Raw genomic sequence first — 23,421 nt, forward strand, 5'->3', positions numbered from 1 at the left:
AAACTTTCCTATTTTCTATTTTAAAGGAAATTTACAAAGATTACTATATGATTATTTTATATTTAACTGAATACTCTTTTCTTCACCTTATTAATAAAGCAAAAAAGGATCTGTAGATATGACAAATCCTTTTTTGCTTTATGCTGTTTTCCACCTAATCTTTCGAGCAAAGAAATAGATCACAGAATGTCCACTTCCTAGTATAAATAACAGTATCGGGATTACTTTATTTGGATTGAATACACTGACGCCAATGATAAAAAGAAGAACCGATAAAAGTCTTCCCAGATTGAGAAACAATTCCCTCACTACTATATATTCTATTCTCATTTCTCCTGCTTTCCAGCCTTTTCCGATAACATCAAAGGTCAAGCTGGTGTAAGGTACTAAAATTAATGGGTAAGCAATAGCTATTATACCTGCATAAATCAATAATTTCGTATAAGAAAAGTCAAAAACAATAATAAACATCGATAAGAACAACATTATTCCTCCAATTAAAATGGACTTATTCCGATTCTTATTTTTGACTGTCCTTGAAACAATATAATAGGCAATAAAGGAAATTCCTGAATTGATCAACCCAAATTTTCCTAAAGCTAATTCACTATCTGTTGCTATATAAACAAAGACAGTTATCATAAATGCAAAGACACCTTCTCGTAACCCTTGGAAAAAATGAGCATTCGTAATCAATTTCCAGTTATAATTATGTTTTCGCTCTTTGACAATTCTTTTAAAAAAATATTTACCTTCTGCTGGCCGTCTTTTTAGAAAGAAACTTGAAACAACCGCGAGAAGAAAAAGACCAAGAGACATTCCAAAAACAATCATATACCCTGTAGACTTCGTGAGCTGGGAGATAATATATCCTGCAATCATTGGTCCAATCATACCAGCAACAGAATTTAACAATCCCAAAAAACCATTAAAGAAATCTCTCGTTTCTGGTTCTGTTACTTCAAAAGTTAAGACATTATAGGCTAACCAATAAAATCCGTTGCCAATTCCAAGAATGGCCCCTAGTACTAACAGAAACGATGATGCTTTGTCTCCTATCAGTAATACTGTTAAATAGAATATGGTAAGAAAAGCTACTCCAATTCGAAATACAATAACTCGGTCAATTTTCTTCGCCCATCTGCCAGCAAGTGTAAAGGTAAATAGTTGCAACAAAATGATAGCAAGATTATATAAGCCTAAATCTCTAAATTCACCTGATTGTTTCCATAGAAACACGTTAACGAAAGTATTAGAAAGTGCTACACTAAGTGAGTACAGCCCTCCTGTAACCAACAAAATTTTCAAATCTTTTGTCAGCTCTACATCACCTATTAATTTTCCTATTTTCATCATAGAAACTCCCCTTTGTTCTAGAGTAGTTTCTAACAAAACAAATTTCGTTATGCATTATATATAAAAACTAACAATTATGAAAATAAGACCAAATTATGATTGATAAAATGGAACAATAAAAAAAACCTGTAAGCAATATATGCTCACAGGTTTTTGCATTTCTATTTCTTATTTTGCAGCAGCAAAACGTTTTGCTACTTCATCCCAATTAATAACATTAAAGAATGCACTAATATATTCAGGACGACGGTTTTGGTAATTTAAGTAGTAAGCATGTTCCCAAACATCTAATCCTAAAACAGGTGTTTTACCTTCCATTAATGGATTATCTTGATTTGGTGTGCTAGTAACTTCTAATTCACCGTTGTTCACAACTAGCCAAGCCCAACCAGAACCAAATCGAGTTGTAGCAGCTTTTGAGAATTCTTCTTTAAAGTTTTCAAAGCTTCCAAACTTGCTGTCGATAGCAGCAGCTAAATCACCAGTTGGTTGACCGCCACCATTTGGAGAAATTACTTCCCAGAATAATGAATGGTTAGCATGACCGCCACCATTGTTACGAACTGCAGTGCGAGCAGCTTCTGGAACTGCATCAAGATTAGATACAAGCTCTTCCACTGTTTTAGAAAGTAATTCATCATTTCCTTCTAATGCATTGTTTAAATTTGTTACATAAGTATTGTGATGTTTCGTATGGTGAATGTTCATCGTTTCTTTATCAATGTGTGGTTCTAATGCATCATAAGCATAAGGTAATTGTGGTAATGAATATGCCATGTCTAATTCCTCCTAATATTTTATGTATTATGTTCTTCCCTCTAATAGTTTGCCCTATTCCGACAATTATTATATGAGAAGCCTTTAACAATACCTTATCAAATAAAGTGCTTACTTTCAATCAATTTGCTTGAAAAGATTCCCTTTTTAAAGTACCCATTTGTTATCATTTTAAAACGTCTCAATAAAAGAATCTAAAGTTCTAATACCAAATGTTTTTTTCCTTTAACTATCAGTAAGGAGAAAAGCATTTTATTTCTTTATATATATTAACTATCTCTCTTCGATTCCTTAAGTAAAAATGCTTTGTATTCTCTTGTGATTAACATCACCCTTAAGTATTACCTATTTATAAATATACTACTAAGATTCTCCTAGAATAAGTTCGTTAAATTGTCATTTTTTCATTTTCGCCCAATGCATCAGCATTCCTGATATTCCTAAAAATTATTATACTTTCTACAATTCCATTATATTCCATTTTGAGATTGACAAATATTTCACAATGTTTTTTAATCAAGAAAAGAGGCTTTTTAAGGAGTGCTTTCCTATGAATGAAGTGCAGCTATCATTATATAGTTTACTCATACAACATTTTTTTGAGATTGAAAAAATAGAACATATAAAAAAAGGGACTTTACTTTTCCAAGAAAAAGACCATGTCCAAAAGATATATATATTATTAAATGGAACCATTTCACTTGGAAGAGTACACGAAAAAGGAAAAGAATTCGTCATTAAAATCCTTCATGATGAGGAGTTATTAGTGGAATACCAATTATTTAAACATTCTCCTAAATACTATTTTTTTGCGAAAAGTATGACTGATTGTGATGTCCTTGCTATTGACCGAACAGAATTTGAACAATTAGCATTAAAAGACCCCGTCTTATTAACTTCTATTACGAGTTGGTTAAGTACAGGCTATCTAAAAGCACATATGAAATGCCAGGATCTTATTATGAATGGAAAAAAAGGGGGGCTTTACAGTATTTTAATCCGATTATGTCATTCCTTTGGGATAAAAAATAATGAAGGCATTTTGATTGATATCCCTATCACTCATCAAGAATTAGCAAACTTAACTTTTGGGACACGAGAAGTGATTCAACGCATATTAAAAGATTTAAGAGAAAGGGAAGTAATAGACTATAGTAACCAAAAAATCACCGTGAAAAACCTTGCCTATTTAAAAAGAGCAGTTGATTGTCAAAATTGTCCAGTCGATATTTGTGGACTTAATTAAAAGAAGCTGGCACACACTTACTTTAAGCAAATAGTAACCCGAACAATTATTCTGAAATGGCAATGCTTTCGAATAATCGTTCAGGTTGTTTTATCAATTTCAGAAAGAAGGTCTGTGGATTTCAGCTTATACCCTGTTTTATATTTTAATGAGGAAATAAATAATCATGATTGCTTGGATAATTCCTTTTGTTACTACACTACTTAGGAATCCTATTAATGAACCTACTCCAATTTTCAAGGCATTCTTCCAATTTGTCTTACTTACAACGAGCTCAGCTAGGACTGCCCCAATAAATGGACCAAGAAGAATTCCGAGCACAGGAATAACAAAAGGACCTATAAGTAATCCAATTGTACTTCCCCAGATACCAGCCTTTGTCCCTCCAAATTTCTTTACTCCAATCCAATTAGATACGGAATCGGCAAAGAATAATAAGATAACAAACATCCCTTGGATAATCCAAAATAGGATACTAAGTTCTTCGAAAGAAAAGAACAGACCATATAAAAGATAACCGGCTAGTATAAAGATCACGCTTGGAATGATTGGATAAATCAATCCAATAAACGCAATAATGAATAATACACTGATAATTGTCCAATAAATAATATCCATACCGATCCTCTTTTCTTCTTATTTATCTATTATGTTACCCATTCATCTTGTTTACCACACTTTTTTCTGCAAATCAAATGCTCGGACTTGTATCTATCGGTTGTAAAAAGATACAATAGGAATGAAACTTTTGAAGGATGTGTAAGAATGAATATTTTTAAGCAGTTTTATCGAAGCCTCTATTCTCCAAAAGATATAGCAAGCTTCCGTTTTCAAGGTATCGGAAAAACCATTATTTATTTGTTGCTTTTGACGATTATTGCATCACTACCTAATTTATATTATTTAAATAAGGGAATAAATGAAGCAATACATACGTTTAGTGTAACCATGGAGGACGAAGTACCTTCTTTTACAATAAGTGATAATATCCTACATACAGATAATGATGAAGAACCTACTATTATTGAAAAGCCGGATTTAACAATCATTGTCGATTCCTCAGGAACTTATGATCACGCGAAGGTTAGTTCCTATGGAAATACAGTTGCCCTTTTAAAGAATGAATTCGTAATAGTAACTTCTGGACAAGCTCAAACATTTGCATATTCCTCATTCGGTAACTTTACAATGACAAGTGAGGAGCTCATTGACTTTATCCAAGGAATGGATTCATTATCCTATGTGTTTATTATTATATTAGTTGTTATTTACATTCTGTTCATGCTTCTCTATAAAGCATTACAAACTCTTGTGCTTTCTATGTTTGGAAGCTTTTTCGCGAGAATATTCGGCAAAGGATTGACTTATGCACAATGCTGGAAAATCACTGTCTACAGTATCACTATTCCAGTAATTTTCTTTGCTATTATGGATTGTTTACAGACAGTTGTTCCTAATGGCTACTTATTAAATTGGTTTATTAGTTTATTCCTTGTCTGCTTAGCTATTAAAGAAATACAAACAGAAAAGCCACTGCAACCATAAAGAAAAATACTCTTGGTATTTTAGAAATAAAGCCAAACAATCATAAACGCTTCGTGCGATTGTTTGGCTTTTTCATTTATAAAGTGGAATTGTCTACATTAAGCTACAATTGCGGTTTAATCATCAGTTTATCTATTTAATTCACTCCCATCCTCAGGAGCAGTTTTTTCCTCCATCTTAATATTCTCTTCTAAAGCGGCTACTAACGTTGCTAATCTAGCGCTTATCTCGGCATTTACGCGAATACTCTCTTGCTGTATTTCTCCTATCCTTTTCATTTCATCGGAACTAGCAAGTGTTTGTTGACTAATCGATGTAACATGAAGTGTACTATGTTCCATTTTAGGAAAAAAAGCTTGGAGTTCATTTAATAAATGATGGTTATCTTTTAGCCCAAAAATAACAAGAGAAATTCCCTCCAATAACTGATCAATTGAAACTGTTGCTGTTTGAACTAAATCCGCACTTTTCGTGAAGTTCATTTGAATATCTTCTAAATCAGATGATGACTTTTGAATAATTTGATCCATATCGAGCGTAAATGATTTAATATCCTCAGCGGATTTAGATGATAAAACAGCTAGTTTTCTTACTTCATTAGCTACTACGGCAAATCCCTTTCCTTGGATGCCTGCTCGAGCCGCTTCTAATGTGGCATTCAAAGCTAAAAGCTTGGTTTGTTCAGCCAGCCCTTTAATATCTTCTACTACCTTTTTAATCGATAAAGCATGGTTATTTAATAAATCATTATTGCTATATATCACTTTCACTTTGTCTTGCAGTACATGTTGGCTGGCAAACAAATTATTCATATTTTCTTCGCCATGAATGGCAGCAAGATTCATTTCTTCCGTATGCTCCTTTATTTTCTGGCTGCTTTTTTCAATTTGCTCGCTTAATGCCTTCATTTCTTGAAAAACACTGATATTATGTTCGGAGCTAATAGCTGTCTGCTCAGCTCCATTTTTCACCGTATTTATCATTTCCGTGAGGTTTTCTCCACTATCAATCATCTGCACAGCTTCTGTATGTAATATATCGTTTGTTTTAGATAAATGAACACTTGTTGCTTGCATCTCAGATAGGACATGCTTTAACCGCTTAATCAATAAATTGTAACTGTTTATAAGCGAATTTATTTCTGGTATCGAGTTTTTAATGGATGTTACCTCTGTTAAATGGCCATTTCTGGCAATCCGCATGATTTCCCGTAATTTCAATAAGGGACTTACCATCGTTTTAACAAAAAAACGAATAACAATTGCAATAACAATAATACTCAATGCCGAAAACAGTAATAAACTATTTTTTAATTGCTTTACATTATGCAGGTATTCTTCTTGTGGAACTGCTAATAAATATATCCCCTTCAATTCTTGAATTTGCTGAAAGGCAACGGTATATGTTTGTCCATTCCATTTCGTTTCCAATACTCCCGATTCTAAATCAGTTACCTTTTGAATGAAGGAGTCCTCCCACGTAAAATTGGATGTTTGACTTACTTTAAAAGGCTTGACTTCCTTTTCTGTGAGTACAAAAAAAGAGGCATTTAAACCTTCTTGGGCAAAACTAGCATCTTGATCTCTAATTATTTGTTCCATTTTTGTTTGGAACTTTTCTTCTTGGCCAACATACATTAACATCGTATTTTGTGCCATTACGTAAATAGTATTTGCCTCTTTTTCTAATCTTTCATGCATCATCTTAATAGTCATTTTGGTAGAACTATTAATAGAAATAAATGTCAAGATTAAGATAGTAATAATAAATAACGGTAAGATAAACAGAAATAACCGATTTTGAATAGAAAGCTTTTCGTTTTCTTTTTTCCTGTCCTTGATTTTATTCATCTCCTCGTCCCCCCTACTCAAACATTTTCACAAATATTTGTTAAGGACATGTAAAGGCAAAGTAATTTAATGTTAATTTTTATGACTTTTTACCTATATCCACCTTCCTAGCATTTTCATTGGTTCTAACCAATAGTGGACAAGCATATAATTTCCTATAATCAGTTTAGGGGGATTTACGATGAAAAGGTTTTTTATTACCTTTGCAGTTCTAGTTACCATATATGTCATCTATATTGATTTAAACGAAGGCACACTCTCCTCCCAAAAAGAACAAGAACCTACAATAGAGACACAGGGCACTCCTCAAGATTCGTCCTTATCCTTTGAGCAAAAAGTAAAATCTGGTGACACCGTTCTTTCAATTGTTGAACAATATTCAACTGGCGGTTTATCCGTTAGTCTTGAGACAGTAGTGAATGACTTTCAAAAATTAAATGATGGATTAAAACCGGAAGATATTCAAATTGGCCAAACCTATCTATTTCCGATTTATAAATAGCATAAAAGAGAACTTCCAAAAATAATCTAATTTGAGGAAGTTTTTTTGTTTTAACCAACAAGTTCATTTTTACCTATCCTAGAAGTATTCCCAGTAAAAAGCTAAGTATTTTTCAGCAAGTTTCTTGTCAATTTCAATGTTTCATTGATACAATAGGTAAGGATATCAAGAATTAAATAAAAAGCTAAATTATTTTGGCTTGTCCAATATAAAAGGAGCGAATCACCATTGAGTGAAATTATACATCGTACAAAAACCCGACCAATAAAAGTAGGTAATATTACTATTGGGGGAAGTAATGAATTATTTATCCAAAGTATGACCACAACTAAAACACATGATGTGGAAGCTACTGTAGCCCAAATTAAACGCTTAGAAGAAGCTGGCTGTCAAGTCGTGCGCGTAGCATGTCCAGATGAACGTGCGGCAAATGCTATCAGTGAAATTAAAAAGCAAATAAATATACCACTAGTCGTGGATATCCATTTCGATTATCGTTTAGCTTTAAAAGCAATTGAAGGCGGAGCAGATAAAATCCGAATCAATCCAGGTAATATTGGGAAAAGAGAAAAAGTGGAAGCTGTTGTAAAAGCGGCAAAAGCGAAAGGAATTCCTATCCGAATTGGGGTTAATGCCGGCTCGCTAGAAAAGAAAATCTTGGAGAAATACGGATATCCAACAGCAGACGGCATGGTTGAAAGTGCCCTGCATCATATCAAAATACTAGAAGACCTTGATTTTCATGATATCATTGTTTCCATGAAAGCTTCTGATGTTAACTTAGCAATAGAAGCATATGAAAAGGCAGCAAAGGCTTTTGACTACCCACTACATTTAGGAATAACAGAATCTGGTACGTTATTTGCTGGTACTGTAAAGAGCGCGGCTGGGTTAGGTGCTATTTTAAGCAAAGGCATCGGTAATACTTTACGTATTTCCTTAAGTGCTGATCCAGTTGAAGAAGTAAAAGTTGCTAGAGAACTGTTAAAGTCATTTGGACTTTCCTCTAATGCTGCAACATTAATTTCTTGCCCAACATGCGGCCGTATTGAAATTGATCTTATCAGTATTGCAAACGAAGTAGAGGATTATATCTCTACTATAAAGGCACCTATTAAGGTAGCTGTGCTAGGCTGTGCAGTAAATGGACCAGGAGAAGCAAGAGAAGCGGATATCGGCATTGCTGGAGCTCGTGGAGAGGGCCTACTTTTCCGTAAAGGCAAAATAGTCCGCAAGGTTCCAGAAGATACGATGGTCGAAGAATTAAAGAAAGAAATCGATGCAATTGCAGCCGAATACTTTGCAAAAAAAGCTGCAGAAGAAAAAGAGATGGATACTATCAGTGTCCAGCCATAACTTTAGGAAAATCTAACCTCAAATAAGAGGTTAGATTTTTTAATTGCTTCTTGCTAAAAGAATGGAGCAATAAAAATTCCAATGATAATGGAGATAGCACCTAGTGCAATAGCCCATGTTCCTAATGAACTTGCTCCTTTGCTTCTTGCGACGAAACCTAATACTATCCCAACAATCCCTAAAATGATAGGCATTACAAATAATGATAGGATAGAAATTACTAACGCCGCAATACCAACCCCTTTACCGCCTACTACTCCTCTGTCCCCCTCTACATCAGAGGTGACAGGGCGTGTATCAGCAGAGGTCATCGGAGGTGTAGCATTATAAGTCATTGGAGGTGTTATTTCTGCTGATGTTTCTTCCAAATAATCTACAGGTGATTTAGTTCGCTCTCTATCCTGAAAATCGTGACTATATCCTTCATTGCTATTTTGATCTGCCATGATAATCCCTCGCTTTCTTTCATAGGAGCATTTATTATCATCACCAAGTTTTTGATTCTTATGTCTGTTAAAGTTTTACATGATTTTTCTCTTCCTTCTTTTCCTTATCTTTATAATTTGGTAAGCTAGAGAGGAACAACAGTGGAAAAGGAGCACAAAATGAAGAAATTGCGTTTTGGAATCGATATTGATGGAACAGTAACCAGCCCAGCTGCATTTGTTCCTTTTTTAAATGAAAGCTTTCAATTAAATATTACGCTAGAAGATGTTGTACAGTATGAATTTTACCCTCTTGTAAATGTATCTAATGAGGAATTTGACAAATGGTTTATCGAAAACGAGGCAAGAATTTATGCAGCCTCTCCTCTTGCAGAGGGTGCAAATATTGTTCTCCAAGAATGGGCTGAACAACATGAACTTATCTTTATTAGTGCTAGAGGCGAAGGAATGCTTGAATTGACAAAAGAATGGTTTCTTAATCAAGGTATCAGTTTTAACCATATCGAGTTAATTGGTTCCCATCATAAAATAGCGGCCGCCCAAAAAAATAAGGTTGATATTTTCTTTGAAGATAAGCATGATAATGCAGTGATGCTCCATGAAGAATTAGGGATACCAGTTATTCTTTTTGACACACCTTATAATCGGAAACCGATTCCTAAGGGTGTTAAACGCGTAACTTCTTGGAGTGAAGCAAAAAAATGGGTAGATGAATGGGCTAAGTCTTCTGTTAAATAACTCCTTTATTCGTTGCAAGATACTATCTCTATAAAAAAACGAAGCGATATCTTATGATATGCTTCGTTTTTTTAATTTCTGCACTCTGGGCATTTCCCGTAAATCTCAAATTTATGACCAGATACATCGTATCCTTTCAAGCTTTCTGATAGCTCTTCCATTGGGCAAGTAATAATTTCTTTTGTTTTTCCACAATCTAAACAAATAAAATGATGATGGTGGTGCTGGTGCGAACAAGTAAAACGAAAATGCTTCTCTCCATTTAATTCCGTCATTTCAAAAATATCCAATTCTTCAAATAAGGATAAATTACGATAAATTGTATCAAAACTAAGACCAGGATAATCATCCTTTAGCGATTCCAGAACATCCTTAGCTGTTAAATATTTATTCTCATTAGAAAATAGTGCCAATATATCTTCTCTTTTATCGGTATGTTTATACCCTTTTTCCTTCAGAATATCAAGTGCAGTTTGTACATTCATTTCTCCACCTCATCTCTTACACTTTTTTAAAATAATTTCATTGAATAATGAGGAAGAAAAACATAATACTCTCTAAATATTCATTTCCCCAATATACAAATATAAATCTATAGTAATCATTACGATTTATTTACAATAAATGATTCAAAATCAGTATACAAGAACGATTGATTGTTGTAAAGATATCTCATCCAGATAAGTTTGCCAAAGAAATCAAAAAAAGTTAGCACATTTTTGTTATTCGCCACATATGTTAGAATGGGGAGTGATGACATGAAAATTTTTGAAAACATAATCAATCATAAAATTAACAACATAACCTCTACTGAATTATTGAAATACAGTAAGCAATTCAAAATTAAAATTACAAATGAAGAAGCAGTAAAGCTTGCTAATCATCTTAACGGCCGAAAGGTAAATATTTTTAAGCCTAATGAACGTGCACAATTAATTAGAGAGGTAGCTAAATTAACAAGTCCTGCGACAGCAAAAGAACTAAATGATTTATTTAATTTATTTGCCGAACAGTAATATCTACTTAATGGAAATAAAAAACGCTCAGATGAGCGTTTTTTTAACTTTCTAGGATTTCTTGCAATAAGTTTTCATTAAAGGTTTTATTTTTAATCATTTCAATTTCATGTTTATATGGCGCTTTTTTATTTGTTTTATCGATACCGACATACGGTGTTTCCAATATCTTTGGAACATCCGCTAACTCTGGATGATGAACAATTTTCATTAAGGCATCAAAGCCAATTTGCCCGTACCCTATATTCTCATGTCTATCTTTTCTTGCACCAACGATATTTTTGCTATCATTAATATGCAATACCTTTAATTTATCTATTCCAACGATTCGATTGAATTCCTCTAAAACCCCATCGAAATCCTCGACAATATTGTAACCAGCATCATGTGTATGACATGTATCAAAGCATACAGATAATTTATCATTATGTGTAACGCCTTCCATAATCATCGCTAGTTCTTCAAATGTACGACCGCATTCAGAGCCCTTTCCAGCCATTGTTTCAAGAGCAATCTGTAAGTTTTCATTTCCTGTAAGTACTTCATTCAAGCCTTCAATAATCTTTTTAATCCCTACATCCGCACCAGCACCTACATGAGCACCGGGATGTAACACGATTTGTTTTGCTCCTAGCGCTTCTGTTCTTTCGATTTCACTGCGTAAGAAATTTACACCCAATTCAAAGGTTGCCGGGTTCGTAGTATTAGCAATATTAATAATGTACGGTGCATGTACAATAATATCGCCAATTCCATTTTGCTCCATATGAAGCTGTCCTGCAGCAATATTTAAATCTTCTATTTTTTTTCTTCTCGTATTTTGGGGTGCGCCTGTGTAGACCATAAAAGTATTTGCCCCATAGGAGGCTGCTTCTTCACTTGCGCCTAATAACATCTTTTTCCCGCTCATTGATACATGTGAACCTATTTTCAGCAATTCAATCTCTCCTCTTTCCCTATTTTCTTCTACTCTTAATACGCTTTTCTCTCTTTTTAATTGTTTCTACTTGCTGCTGCATTTTCTTCTTATAGCCCGGTTTCACTTTTTTCGGTTTTTTGACAAGGGATTTTGCCTTTAAATCAATTTCATCTACTTGTTTTTTGCGGTTTTTTCGACGATTGCGATCATCTAATTCAATCCACTCACCCTTTTTTAGATCCATATGCTTAAATTCAACGCCAAGTTTTTCTAATTGATTAAGCTTGTCCTCATCGGAAGGCTCATAAATCGTTAATGCTATACCTGAATAACCAGCTCTGGCCGTTCTACCAACACGGTGTACATAAAAATCTAAGTCTGACGGAAGCTCATAGTTGATAACATGACTGATTCCTTTAATATCTATTCCTCTTGCTGCTAGGTCTGTTGCCACAATATATTGAAACTCTAAATCAAGAATTTGTTTCATTACTTTTTTACGTTCACGAGGTGTTAAGCCACCATGAATTCTAGCAACTTTAAGACCTTTACTTGATAAACCATTTGCAACTTCATCACACATCTGTTTTGTATTTGTAAATACAATAGCAAGATAAGGATTAAAGCTTACTAATGCCTCATATACCGTTGTAATTTTATCTCGATGTCTAGAAGGAATTAACACATGTTCAATTTTTGCTGCCGTTAACTGCTTTGGCTCAATATGAATAAAGGTTGGATTTTCTAAATATTTCTTTAAGAAAGGTTTTAATTTCTCAGGTATTGTTGCTGAGAAAACAAACATACTTAAATCCTTAGGCATTTTTGCAGCAATTTGATCCACATCTTCAATAAAGCCCATATCTAGCATCAGATCTGCTTCATCGACAATAAGGATTTTTGCTGTATGCACAAATAATGCTTGCTCGTTGACAAGATCATTAATTCTACCTGGCGTTCCAACAACAATTTGTGGCTGCGTTTTTAATTTTTCAATCGAACGTTGTTTATCCGTTCCCCCAATAAATAATCGCGAAGAAATCGGCTGATCAGAATGCTTCGTAATTTTCTGTATTTCTTGGTAAATTTGATTAGCCAATTCTCTGGTCGGCGCTGTAATAACTGCTTGCACTGCTTGCTTTTCCGGATTGACTTTTTCAATGATTGGCAAAACATAAGAATGCGTTTTGCCTGTCCCTGTTTGTGACTGACCAATGGCGCTTTCCCCTTTTAAGATAAGTGGAATGACCTTCTGCTGAATTTCTGTCGGTTCATAAAAACCTAATTCATCAATTGCATCTATAATAAATGGTTTTAATTCATATTGGTTAAATAGATTATTACTCATATAAAAACTCCTTATTAGCCAGATAAATGAGTGTGCACAGATTTGACATTTACCTATAGCTCTTTTGTCCATCATTTAATTATAATAAAAAATCGCTTAAAAGGCTATAACGTGCGCCCTTTTTATTTTTACCAATGTATTTTACTCTATTTCTAGCTTTTATCTTTCTTTTGCTAGCTATCCAGATTTTCTGTTAAAACCTAAACATATTAGTATCTGTTGCATATTCTATAAAGTAGTATAAGTGAAAGGAGGCGTTTTAAATATGATGCCACCAAGACAGCGTGGACCGTTTCAAGGACCGCCAATGGGCGGAAGAATGCCAGGAATGAGAGGTCCTTCAAATTTTCCTGGCGGACCGATGGGGAGAGGTACAATGCCTAGCAGAGGAAATGGCGGAGGCGGAGGACTATTATCAAGATTACTTGGAGGAGGCAATAATGCTGCTGGGGCAGCTACGAATGCTGGAGCAAGAAGTGCCGCTTCTGGAGGCGGTGGATTGCTAAAAACGTTAACTAACCCTTCCTCCATTAATGGATTTTTGGCTAATTCTCAAAAATTCCTTAATACCGCAAGCCAAATCGGTCCCATGATTAACCAATATGGACCAATGGTGAAAAACATCCCTGCGATATGGAAAATGTATAGAGGACTAACAAGTTCAAATAAGGAGACAGAAGAGACAGAAGTAACGGAGCAAAAGACAAGTAAGGAAATAAATAAAAAAACTACTAGCAAACCACAAACTAAGAAAAAAATTAAAAATCCCGAAACAGATCATCATGATTTGGAAACAGAAACAGAATCATTACCAGAAAAAACTACTGGTGCCTCAAAACCAAAACTTTATGTATAAATTCGGCTGGCCATAACTAGCAAAACCATTCAGTATATTTGAATTGGATCGGTTTTTGCTTCAGTTGGTCAGTATTTTTTTATCCTTTTTTGGCTAACTTATTTTCCAGACACTTATGCTTTGTAAACCTCTCTTATGTTATATATAATAAACATGTTATATTATAAAGGAAATAATAGTATCTATAACTTAATATATTTGTTATATAGTAGGATCATGCAGGAGGAATCGGAGAATGAAAGTTATTAAAATTGCACCACGAGGTTATTGCTACGGTGTTGTTGATGCTATGGTAATTGCTCGAAATGCTGCTTTAGATAAAACATTACCTCGCCCCATCTACATTCTGGGGATGATTGTTCATAATAAACATGTAACAGATGCATTTGAAGAGGAAGGTATTATCACATTAGATGGAGAAAATAGAAAAGAAATATTAGATAAAGTTGATTCAGGAACAATCATTTTCACTGCCCATGGTGTATCACCAGAAGTCCGCAGAATAGCGAAAGAAAAAGGGTTAGTAACATTGGATGCAACCTGTCCAGATGTAACCAAAACTCATGATTTAATTAGCGAAAAGGTTAAAGAAGGTTATTACATCATTTATATAGGAAAAAAAGGCCATCCGGAACCAGAAGGAGCTGTTGGTGTCGCTCCACACGCCGTCTCACTAGTAGAGACACTTGAGGACCTTAGCGGCTTAGAAATTAACCATGAGAAAATCCTTGTAACAAACCAAACAACGATGAGTCAATGGGATGTAGCTGATTTAATGGAAAGCATTAAAGAAAAATTTCCACAAGCTGAATTTCATAAAGAAATCTGCTTAGCAACTCAAGTTAGACAAGAAGCTGTTGCTAAACAAGCAGGTGAAGCAGATGTATTAATTGTGGTTGGCGACCCTAAGAGCAATAACTCTAACCGATTAGCACAAGTTTCCGAAGAAATTGCCCATACTACTGCTTATCGCATAGCAGACATCTCAGAACTCAAGCTAGAATGGTTGAAAGGAGCGAGCAGTGTGGCAGTGACTGCTGGTGCATCCACTCCGACTCCTATTACGAAAGAGGTAATAAATTTTCTAGACCAATACGATCCAGAAGACGAGAAAACATGGCAATTTGAAAAGAAAGTTCCTTTAAATAAGATTTTGCCGAAAGTTAAGGCAAAATAATGTATAGAACAAGCGCTCTCTTCTTTAAATGGAGTGCTTGTTTTTATTTTGGTACATTCTCTCTTTATGAACGCTTGTTTTCTTCCTTCACTGGTAATTTCGGCGTTCACCCCTTTTATGAACACCACTTTGCTCTCTTCCCTCTCCGATTTCGGCGTTCATTCCTTTCATGAACGCCATTTTGCTCTCTTCCCTCTTCGGTTTCGGTGTTCATCCCTTTCATGAACACCGCTTTACTCTTTTCTCTCTCTAACTTCGGCGTTCAACTCCTTTTTCAGCGTTCCCCCTTGAAAAACGCCTCTTGTATACTTTCTTTACAAAGAAAAAAGCAGACATTCCCTTGGTCTCCCTCCAAAAGTTTGTCCGCTTTTTACCTTGAATCTAGATTATACAAATGTAAAAGGATCGGTGTGAGTTAAGGAAGGGAAAATTTCCACATCATATCCTTTCTCATCACACATCCTCTTTAAAACTTTTGTTACACCATTCTTCATCACTTTTTCAACATTGTGTCCTGGATCAATAATATTTAGTCCCGCTGCTTGGGCATCATGGGCAACATGATAATACATATCCCCTGTAATATAGACATCTGCCCCTTTCATTAAAGCATGTGAATAATACTTATTGCCATCTCCACCTAATACTGCTACTTTTTTAACTCGAGAATCTAAATTCCCCACTACACGTACTCCATTTACATCAAGGACTTTTTTGACATGGTCAGCAAATTCTCCCAGTGTTGTCTCTTCTACTCTTCCAATACGCCCTAATCCTAACTGCTCTCCTTTTATCTGTAAATCATAAATATCATAAGCCACTTCCTCATATGGATGGGCCTTTACCATTGCTCTTACTATTTTCTTTTCTTTCGAAGCAAGATAAACCGATTCTATCTTGACTTCTTCTACTTGCTCCAGCTTATTAACACTTCCTATATAGGGAACAGCTCCTTCCAATGGCTGAAATTCTCCAATTCCTTCCGTCGAAAAAACGCAGTGACTATAATTCCCTATTGATCCTGCGCCTGCATCGCCAATCGCCTTTTTCACTTGTTCTACATGTTCTTTCGGGACATATACTACTAATTTCTTTAATTTTTCTTCATAAGTAGGAACTAAAACTTCCGCATCCTGAATGCCTAGAGCGTCACTTAAAAGGTCATTTACCCCGCCTTTTGCAACATCAAGATTCGTATGAGCAGCATATACAGCAATATCATTCTTAATTAATTTATGCATTAATTTTCCTGCAGGATTGTCCATTGTTATTTTAGAAAGAGAGCGAAAAATAGGAGGATGGTGAGCAATGATTAAATCCACCTTTTTAGATATTGCTTCTTCGACTACCTCATCGAGAACGTCTAGAGCAATCATAACACGTTGTACTGGCCTACTTAAGTCTCCCACCTGCAGCCCGATTTTATCTCCTTCCATTGCATAAACTTTAGGGGAAAATTGTTCAAATAAAGATATTATTTCATAACCATTAATATTCTTCATTGTTTATCACCTCATCCACTAATTTTATCTTATTCTGTAGTTCGGTCCGTTTCTGCGTATTTTCCACTGAGTCAGGTGCAGATTCTAACTGATCAAGAATTCTTTGCCAGTTCTTTTTCTCAAGCTTCCATTTTTTAACGAATGCTGCATCTTTTTCTTTCATTAAAAATGGTCCAAATAATAAGGCTCTTTCTTCGGATAAAGATGGAGATTCCCCTTTTTCCGCTACTAGAACCTCGTATATTTTCCCATCCTCTTCTAAAATTTCTTCTGCCACTAAAGTCCAGTTATTTTTTAATAGCCACTCGCGAATTGAAAATGCACTAATATTGGGCTGGAGGACTAATCTCTGCACAGATTGTAATTTATCTTTTCCATTTTCCAAAATGGATGTAATTAATGCCCCTCCCATTCCTGCAATGGTAATACAATCTACTTCATTTTCTCCAATTACTTCTAAACCATTTCCTTTGCGTACAGATATTTTCGAAGTTAAACCTTCTTGTTTTACTTGTTTAATCGCTGATTGATATGGTCCTTCCACCACCTCACCTGCAATGGCAGACTGAACCTCTTTTCTTTTTACCATATAACATGGCAAATAAGCATGGTCTGAACCAATATCCGCAAATTTTGAATTTCTAGGTATGTATTTAGCAACGGTTTCTAATCGTTTTGATAATCTATCTGTATTCATTATATCCCCCACATTTCAAGTTCTAGTTAAACATATACTTGGATACAACAAGTATGACTAATAAAGAGGCTCCAATATAAGCAGAAATCGTAAAATATAGCAGTTTATACCTTTTACCGCACATATACCAAAATAAACAATTAAGAAATAAAATGATATATAAAAATATTATTTCATTTACAAAAAAGTATAAAACAAATGCTACACTAAATAAAAGAAAAATAATAGCAGCAACAGTGGCTGGGATATCTACATTTAACTGTTTTTTATTATACAAAAAAATACCGACAAAACAAAAAATCAGAAAAATTAGTGAAATAGCCATTTGCAAAATAAAAGACAATTCAGTAAAATATAATAAAAATATAGTTATTGGGATGAAAGAAAAAAATAGTAAAGAAGAAAGTAAGAAACCCCTTCTTTTTTTACTAATTGTATTTTCCTCTACCCCATTACCTTCAGTATATAGGGTAAGTAAATAATCACAATAATGTTCTGGAAGCATTTTATTTTCTTTCCAATAAGCGATTTCCTTAACAATAATCGTTTTTCGCTGATCTTGCATTTTTAAGTATCACTTCCTGTAGTTTAAATTAAGTAAACCAAGAAAAAATAAAACCTTAAAAAAAAGAAATAGCCACTTCTTACAGGAAGTAAACTATTTCTTTATAGGATCGTACTTGAAGACCACTTAAACCTTTGGCAACTTATTCTAAGAAATCTTTTAATCGTTTGCTTCTGCTTGGGTGTCTTAACTTTCTTAATGCTTTTGCTTCAATTTGACGAATACGCTCACGTGTAACACCAAATACTTTACCAACTTCTTCTAGTGTACGTGTACGACCATCGTCTAGTCCAAAACGCAATCTTAACACATTTTCTTCTCTATCTGTTAGTGTATCTAATACATCTTCTAATTGCTCTTTAAGCAATTCATATGCAGCATGCTCTGAAGGAGATGTAGCATCTTGGTCCTCAATAAAATCGCCTAAATGGGAATCGTCTTCTTCACCAATCGGTGTTTCTAAGGAAACTGGCTCTTGAGCAATTTTTAATATCTCTCTTACCTTATCTGGTGATAAATCCATATCTTCTCCAATTTCTTCTGGAGATGGTTCGCGGCCAAGATCCTGTAGTAATTGACGTTGAACACGTATCAATTTATTAATGGTTTCCACCATATGAACAGGAATACGGATTGTTCTTGCCTGGTCGGCAATTGCACGCGTAATTGCTTGACGAATCCACCATGTTGCATACGTACTAAATTTAAATCCTTTTTCATAATCAAATTTTTCAACAGCTTTAATTAAGCCCATGTTACCTTCTTGGATTAAATCAAGGAATTGCATTCCACGGCCAACATAGCGTTTGGCAATACTTACAACTAAACGTAAATTAGCTTCTGCTAAACGACGTTTTGCTTCTTCGTCACCTTGTAAAATACGTTTTGCTAGGTTTATTTCTTCTTCTGCTGAAAGCAAATCAACTCTTCCGATTTCTTTCAAATACATACGAACTGGATCATTTATTTTTACACCTGGGGGAACACTTAAGTCATTTAAATCGAATTCTTCCTCCCCTTTAGCGAGTTCTTGGACATTTGGAGCTTCTTCTTCTCCATCACCAATTAATTCGACTCCCTGATCACCTAAAAATTCATAAAACTCATCCATCTGGTGTGAATCTAATTCAAAACTAGATAATTTCTCCGCAATATCATCATATGCGAGCACACCTGTTTTCTTACCTACTTCTGTTAATTGTTCCTTTACCTGATCAAGGGTTAGTTCCGTTTCAATCTCTTTTGAACGGGCAGACTTTTCAGCCATATGTCCCCCTCCTTCCAAAAAATCAAGACAATAATATACCTATTTTAACGTTTTTTCTAATAATAGAACTTCCATGCCAATTTGTGCAGCTTTTATATAGTCATTTTGACGTTCTGCTTCTTTAAGCATTTGTTTTTTTTCCTTTATTTCAAGCAGTTTTTCATAATTAGTAACTTGTTTCATATAATCACTAATTTCTAATTCACTTACCTCTTCATTCACTTCCATCATTTCGATCTCGGCTACAATCCGCTGCAAATCTGGATCATCAATAAAATTCATAAATGAACTTGTATCAGTGCCTAGACCCTTTTCATAAAAAGCAAGGAGATAAGTAAAAATTGCTTGATGTTCATCAATATTAAATGCTCTTCCCTGTAATGAGCTTTGCACTTTGTAGGCAATATCCTCACTTTTAAACATATGTGCAAGCAGTCTTTTTTCTGCAGTATGATATGCGGGTAATAATCCGGCTGCTCTTTTTTTTACTGTATATTGTTTTACAGGAACAACCGTTTTTTCATCAACATATTCATTTGGACTTGATTGTTCCATCTGCATTTCCTGCTGCTTTAATGCCTCTAAAGATAGCGAAAATTCATCCGCCAATTGTCTTAAATAGAGGTCTTTTTCAACCGCCTTATCCAGTTTAGCAATTTCTCCTATTACTTCTTCTATATAGGCGAGTTTATCTCCTTCATTTTGAAGATTTTTCCCTCTTCGATAGTACAGCATTTTAAATCCCATAAAAGGAATACTTCCATGAAGAATTTCCTGCTGTAGTTTATCTTCCCCAAATTTGTTCACATAATCATCAGGGTCCATTCCATCTGGTAACATTACTACTTTAACAACACAATTAGCCTTAGTAAGAAGCTGTCCTGCACGAAAGGCCGCTTCTATCCCTGCTGAATCAGAATCATAACAAATCGTTATATTTCGCGCGTTTCTTTTTAGAATTGCGATATGCTCTTCCGTTAAGGACGTACCCATTGTCGCAACACTATTTTCCACTCCCGCTCTATTAGCAGCTATAACATCTGCAAACCCTTCAAATAAAACAGCTTGTTGTAGCTTCCTTATAATCGGCCTTGCTTTATGAAAATTGTAAAGTGTATTGCTTTTATTAAAAATTGGTGTTTCGGGACTGTTAAGATATTTGGGATTATTATCCCCTAATGCACGTCCCGAAAACGCAATTGTGTTACCATTTCGATCACTGATTGGGAAGATGATCCGATCGCGGAAACGATCAAAATATTTTTCATCCCTCTCACTTTTTACAATCAAACCAGCTTTTTCTAGTAGTGAAACATCGAATTTACGTTTCCCTAAAAACTTCACAGCTAAATCCCAAGAGTTTAATGTATAGCCTATTTGGAACTTTTCAATAATAGGTAATGTAAAGCCCCTATTAGTTAAATATTCCAATGCGTGCTGACCATCCTTTGTATTTACGAGCAAATGATGGTAGAATTTAGATAATAATTCATGTGCATCAATCATTTGCTGTAAATCATTGGGGATAGCTGGTTTTTTTTCCAATTCATTGATTTCAATTCCTAAATCAATGCTTGCTCTGTCTGCAAGACTTGTAGCTACTTCTACAAAAGAAGTGCCTTCTAAATCCATTAGAAAGGTAAATACATTTCCACCTGCATGACAGCCAAAGCAATGGAATATCTGCTTATCTGGCGATACAGTAAAAGAAGGTGTTTTTTCGCCGTGAAAAGGACAAAGACCGATGAAATTGCGCCCTTGTCTTGTAAGGGATACATGTTCTCCAATGATCTCTACAATATCAGTTGCCTGTTTAATTTCATTAAGTTTTTCTTCAGGAATGCGCGCCACCATTTTCTAACACATCTCCCTACTTATTGCCTACTTTAATGAATTATTCGACGTGTCCAGTCGAATCTCCTTCATTTTTCGACAAAATCCTTATAAAATTTCTTCTAAATTTTTGTCGATCCTCCTCTGTAAATGGTTTAGGCCCTTTTCCATATACCCCTTTTCGCCTTGCTTTAGCAGATAAATAACGCATATCTAATGCAGTATTTATCGTTTCTTCCTCATAGATTACTCCTCTAGGTGAAAGAACAGTAACTTGCTTTAGCAATAAAGTGGAGGCCAAGCCAATATCTTGAGTCACGACAATATCCTGTTTCTTGGTAGCATTCATAATAAATAAATCAACAGCTTCTTTATCACTATCCACATATTTCCATTTTTGTCCGTCATTCTCCCGCTTCATATGGGCGTAGGAAGCAACGAACTGTAATTCATAATGATAATAAGAAGCTATTTCGACAATATCTTCTTTTACAGGACAGGAATCAGCATCAACATAAATCATGTGTTTTCCTAATGTACTATTAATTCTACATCACTCCACATATTCCTTCTTCCTAAATTATTTTTTCACGAAAGAAGTAATGTCGAAAATTTTTTTATCCCTTCCCTTGACTTCTCACAATAAATAGTTTATTCGTAATAAGCCAAGTCTAAACCTAAAACATGATACTTTTTTATCACAATTTTTTATTATAGTATAAATCAGCTTGAAATTCCATCTTTTTTTATCTATAATTATTCCTTTTAGATCATACTAGAACAAAAAATAAAATATAAGGAACTTTTCTGTTGGATAATAAGTACAAAACAGCCATAATGAAAAACTTGATTCTACTTTGGAGAACCAAGTCTTTACCACTTATTTTTATAAGAAAAAACTAATTATCTGCATTATACTTAGAGCGATAATATAAATTGTGTATAATATTTGCTGTTTCTTCCACTGCTTTATTCGTAACATCGATAACCGGGCAGCCGATGCGATTTACGATATCATCAAAATAGGTTAATTCTTCTTTTATTCTTTCAATTTGCGCATAGCTTGCTTGATCACTTAAACCCAGAGAAATAAGGCGCTCTTTTCTAATATTGTTTAATTTCGTCGGGCTTATTTTTAAGCCAAAGCATTTACTTGCTGGAACTTGAAAAAGTTCTTTTGGCGGATCAACCTCTGGCACGATTGGAACATTTGCCACTTTCACTCTTTTATGTGCCAAAAATTGCGATAAAGGTGTTTTGGATGTTCGTGATACACCAATTAAGATAATATCTGCCTTTTCTAACCCTCTTGGATCCCTGCCATCATCATATTTCACAGCAAATTCTATTGCTTCTACTTTTTTAAAATAATCTTCATCAAGTTTGCGGACAAGCCCTGGTTCATATAAAGGCGTCTTTCCCCATAAAACTTGGAATTGATCGATAATCGGACCAATTATATCACAGGCGTATACGCCTTCTTGGCGAGCCAATTCACTCATATAATTGCGAACTTCTGGTTTAACAAGCGTATAAGCAATCATCCCATGTTCCATTTTAGCTTGCATAACTACTTCATGTATATTCGATTTATCTTCCACAAACGGGAATCTTTTAATTAATACATTTACGTTATGTCCAGAAAATTGGCTAATTGCTGCTTTTGTTACTAGTTCAGCTGTTTCACCAACTGAATCAGATACAACATAGATAATTTGTCTTTCAGTCATTATGTTCCTCCACAATTCCTTTACGATTGTTAGACAAGTCTACAAACGCCCTAGTAATATTTGTTTTCGAAACTCTTCCTATTACAAGAAGACCATTTTCATTTTTTTCTACAACTGGAAGTGCATCTATTTCGTGATCCATTAACTTGCAGCCAACATCTACTAAAATCTCTTCTTTAAAGCAATATGTGACATTCGGCATTCTTGTCATAATAATCGCGACAGGCAAAGAGTTTAACTCTTGTTTACCAATGCTTGCTCGTAATAGATCTTTGCGGGAAACAACTCCAGTTAATGTGGAAGCTTCATCAATAACAAAAATAGTTCCAACATCTTCTGTGAACATAATGACAATGGCATCATAGACAGAGGAATTCTCGTGAACAACTACTGGATGTGAATAATAATCTTTCACAAGAATATTACGGATATTATCAATTACTAGCCGCTCTGAGTTCTTGCCTGTATAGAAGTAGCCTACACGTGGTCTTGCATCTAAAAATCCAGCCATTGTTAATATCGCTAAATCTGGTCGAAGTGTAGCTCTTGTTAAGTTTAATTTATCCGCAATATGCTCGCCCGTTATCGGCCCATTTTCTTTTACAATTTCAATAATTTTTTCTTGACGTTTATTCAGTTCGATTTCCTATTCACCACCTTCATTTAGGTAACGATATCTACTAACTATTATATAC

25 protein-coding genes are annotated in these 23,421 nt (G+C 34.7%); 9 read left to right on the plus strand and 16 right to left on the minus strand.

What is annotated here, in order from left to right; genetic code table 11:
• Window positions 1-138 precede the first annotated feature (138 nt).
• Both NSS71_RS10735 and NSS71_RS10740 read right to left on the minus strand, forming a co-directional pair.
• Window positions 139-1,356, minus strand: coding sequence for an MFS transporter (locus tag NSS71_RS10735; protein WP_341151644.1), 1,218 nt, complete (start codon window positions 1,354-1,356; stop codon window positions 139-141).
• A 168-nt stretch (window positions 1,357-1,524) separates the two neighbouring features.
• On the minus strand, window positions 1,525-2,133 hold the full coding sequence (locus tag NSS71_RS10740; protein ID WP_061798570.1) for a superoxide dismutase: 609 nt from the start codon (window positions 2,131-2,133) through the stop codon (window positions 1,525-1,527).
• A gap of 550 nt (window positions 2,134-2,683) precedes the next feature.
• Here NSS71_RS10740 and NSS71_RS10745 point away from each other — a divergent pair.
• Window positions 2,684-3,379, plus strand: a complete 696-nt coding sequence (locus NSS71_RS10745) for a Crp/Fnr family transcriptional regulator (protein ID WP_341151645.1) — start codon at window positions 2,684-2,686, stop codon at window positions 3,377-3,379.
• Between the two features lie 138 nt (window positions 3,380-3,517).
• Here the strand turns inward: NSS71_RS10745 and NSS71_RS10750 are convergent, their stop codons facing one another.
• On the minus strand, window positions 3,518-3,997 hold the full coding sequence (locus NSS71_RS10750) for a DUF456 domain-containing protein (protein ID WP_047941271.1): 480 nt from the start codon (window positions 3,995-3,997) through the stop codon (window positions 3,518-3,520).
• A gap of 147 nt (window positions 3,998-4,144) precedes the next feature.
• Between NSS71_RS10750 and NSS71_RS10755 the strand changes: the two genes are divergently transcribed.
• Entirely contained in the window at window positions 4,145-4,924 is a 780-nt protein-coding gene (locus NSS71_RS10755; protein WP_095322366.1) for a DUF1189 domain-containing protein, read from the plus strand.
• A 42-nt stretch (window positions 4,925-4,966) separates the two neighbouring features.
• Window positions 4,967-5,026, plus strand: a complete 60-nt coding sequence (locus tag NSS71_RS25705) for an SWIM zinc finger family protein (RefSeq protein WP_369988355.1) — start codon at window positions 4,967-4,969, stop codon at window positions 5,024-5,026.
• 26 nt (window positions 5,027-5,052) lie between these two features.
• Here NSS71_RS25705 and NSS71_RS10760 read toward each other — a convergent pair whose 3' ends face one another.
• On the minus strand, window positions 5,053-6,774 hold the full coding sequence (locus tag NSS71_RS10760; RefSeq protein ID WP_144545170.1) for a methyl-accepting chemotaxis protein: 1,722 nt from the start codon (window positions 6,772-6,774) through the stop codon (window positions 5,053-5,055).
• Window positions 6,775-6,955: 181 nt separating this feature from the next.
• Here NSS71_RS10760 and NSS71_RS10765 point away from each other — a divergent pair, with 181 nt between their 5' ends.
• Both NSS71_RS10765 and ispG read left to right on the plus strand, forming a co-directional pair.
• Window positions 6,956-7,276: a LysM peptidoglycan-binding domain-containing protein gene (locus NSS71_RS10765; RefSeq protein WP_061798573.1), complete on the plus strand. Its 321-nt coding sequence runs from the start codon at window positions 6,956-6,958 to the stop codon at window positions 7,274-7,276.
• 237 nt (window positions 7,277-7,513) lie between these two features.
• A complete protein-coding gene (gene ispG, locus NSS71_RS10770; RefSeq protein ID WP_171510336.1) occupies window positions 7,514-8,632 on the plus strand; it encodes a flavodoxin-dependent (E)-4-hydroxy-3-methylbut-2-enyl-diphosphate synthase in 1,119 nt (372 codons plus the stop codon).
• 53 nt (window positions 8,633-8,685) lie between these two features.
• Here ispG and NSS71_RS10775 read toward each other — a convergent pair whose 3' ends face one another.
• A complete protein-coding gene (locus tag NSS71_RS10775; RefSeq protein WP_061798577.1) occupies window positions 8,686-9,078 on the minus strand; it encodes a DUF4190 domain-containing protein in 393 nt (130 codons plus the stop codon).
• Window positions 9,079-9,237: 159 nt separating this feature from the next.
• Here NSS71_RS10775 and NSS71_RS10780 point away from each other — a divergent pair, with 159 nt between their 5' ends.
• Entirely contained in the window at window positions 9,238-9,816 is a 579-nt protein-coding gene (locus tag NSS71_RS10780) for a 5' nucleotidase, NT5C type (RefSeq protein ID WP_061798579.1), read from the plus strand.
• A gap of 71 nt (window positions 9,817-9,887) precedes the next feature.
• Here NSS71_RS10780 and NSS71_RS10785 read toward each other — a convergent pair whose 3' ends face one another.
• Complete coding sequence (locus NSS71_RS10785) at window positions 9,888-10,301, minus strand: Fur family transcriptional regulator (RefSeq protein WP_047941277.1); 414 nt, start codon at window positions 10,299-10,301, stop codon at window positions 9,888-9,890.
• A 273-nt stretch (window positions 10,302-10,574) separates the two neighbouring features.
• Here NSS71_RS10785 and NSS71_RS10790 point away from each other — a divergent pair, with 273 nt between their 5' ends.
• The gene (locus NSS71_RS10790; protein WP_016202998.1) at window positions 10,575-10,832 is read left to right on the plus strand and encodes a DUF2624 family protein; all 258 of its coding nucleotides are present in this window, start codon (window positions 10,575-10,577) and stop codon (window positions 10,830-10,832) included.
• A gap of 43 nt (window positions 10,833-10,875) precedes the next feature.
• Here NSS71_RS10790 and NSS71_RS10795 read toward each other — a convergent pair whose 3' ends face one another.
• Together NSS71_RS10795 and NSS71_RS10800 are read right to left on the minus strand one after the other, a co-directional pair.
• Window positions 10,876-11,769, minus strand: a complete 894-nt coding sequence (locus tag NSS71_RS10795) for a deoxyribonuclease IV (RefSeq protein WP_047941278.1) — start codon at window positions 11,767-11,769, stop codon at window positions 10,876-10,878.
• Window positions 11,770-11,788: 19 nt separating this feature from the next.
• The gene (locus tag NSS71_RS10800; protein WP_047941279.1) at window positions 11,789-13,099 is read right to left on the minus strand and encodes a DEAD/DEAH box helicase; all 1,311 of its coding nucleotides are present in this window, start codon (window positions 13,097-13,099) and stop codon (window positions 11,789-11,791) included.
• Window positions 13,100-13,364: 265 nt separating this feature from the next.
• Here NSS71_RS10800 and vrrA point away from each other — a divergent pair, with 265 nt between their 5' ends.
• Together vrrA and NSS71_RS10810 are read left to right on the plus strand one after the other, a co-directional pair.
• Window positions 13,365-13,955 carry a VrrA/YqfQ family protein gene (gene vrrA / locus NSS71_RS10805; protein ID WP_341151646.1) on the plus strand — a complete coding sequence of 197 codons (591 nt, stop codon included), beginning with the start codon at window positions 13,365-13,367 and terminating at the stop codon, window positions 13,953-13,955.
• Window positions 13,956-14,190: 235 nt separating this feature from the next.
• Complete coding sequence (locus tag NSS71_RS10810) at window positions 14,191-15,132, plus strand: 4-hydroxy-3-methylbut-2-enyl diphosphate reductase (RefSeq protein WP_047941280.1); 942 nt, start codon at window positions 14,191-14,193, stop codon at window positions 15,130-15,132.
• Window positions 15,133-15,518: 386 nt separating this feature from the next.
• On the opposite strand, the gene NSS71_RS10815 is transcribed toward NSS71_RS10810, so the two are convergent.
• The 8 genes from NSS71_RS10815 to NSS71_RS10850 all read right to left on the minus strand — a co-directional run bounded on the left by NSS71_RS10815 (window position 15,519) and on the right by NSS71_RS10850 (window position 23,369).
• Complete coding sequence (locus tag NSS71_RS10815; RefSeq protein WP_341151647.1) at window positions 15,519-16,634, minus strand: Nif3-like dinuclear metal center hexameric protein; 1,116 nt, start codon at window positions 16,632-16,634, stop codon at window positions 15,519-15,521.
• A complete protein-coding gene (locus NSS71_RS10820) occupies window positions 16,621-17,331 on the minus strand; it encodes a tRNA (adenine(22)-N(1))-methyltransferase (RefSeq protein ID WP_095258978.1) in 711 nt (236 codons plus the stop codon). The genes NSS71_RS10815 and NSS71_RS10820 overlap by 14 nt, the downstream gene beginning before the upstream one ends.
• Before the next feature lie 22 nt (window positions 17,332-17,353).
• A complete protein-coding gene (locus NSS71_RS10825) occupies window positions 17,354-17,896 on the minus strand; it encodes a hypothetical protein (protein ID WP_047941283.1) in 543 nt (180 codons plus the stop codon).
• 142 nt (window positions 17,897-18,038) lie between these two features.
• Window positions 18,039-19,163 (minus strand): RNA polymerase sigma factor RpoD, encoded by a 1,125-nt coding sequence (gene rpoD, locus NSS71_RS10830; RefSeq protein WP_047941284.1) that lies wholly within the window; start codon window positions 19,161-19,163, stop codon window positions 18,039-18,041.
• Window positions 19,164-19,202: 39 nt separating this feature from the next.
• Window positions 19,203-21,017, minus strand: a complete 1,815-nt coding sequence (dnaG, locus tag NSS71_RS10835) for a DNA primase (protein WP_172866551.1) — start codon at window positions 21,015-21,017, stop codon at window positions 19,203-19,205.
• A 40-nt stretch (window positions 21,018-21,057) separates the two neighbouring features.
• Window positions 21,058-21,519, minus strand: coding sequence for a YaiI/YqxD family protein (locus NSS71_RS10840; protein ID WP_082138269.1), 462 nt, complete (start codon window positions 21,517-21,519; stop codon window positions 21,058-21,060).
• Between the two features lie 376 nt (window positions 21,520-21,895).
• Window positions 21,896-22,726: a pyruvate, water dikinase regulatory protein gene (locus tag NSS71_RS10845; protein WP_047941286.1), complete on the minus strand. Its 831-nt coding sequence runs from the start codon at window positions 22,724-22,726 to the stop codon at window positions 21,896-21,898.
• Window positions 22,719-23,369: a helix-turn-helix transcriptional regulator gene (locus NSS71_RS10850; RefSeq protein WP_047941287.1), complete on the minus strand. Its 651-nt coding sequence runs from the start codon at window positions 23,367-23,369 to the stop codon at window positions 22,719-22,721. Before NSS71_RS10850 ends, NSS71_RS10845 begins: the two co-directional genes overlap by 8 nt.
• Between the last annotated feature and the right edge of the window lie 52 nt (window positions 23,370-23,421).

Source organism: Niallia sp. FSL W8-0951 (genome assembly GCF_038006525.1).
GTDB lineage: Bacteria > Bacillota > Bacilli > Bacillales > Cytobacillaceae > Niallia > Niallia circulans.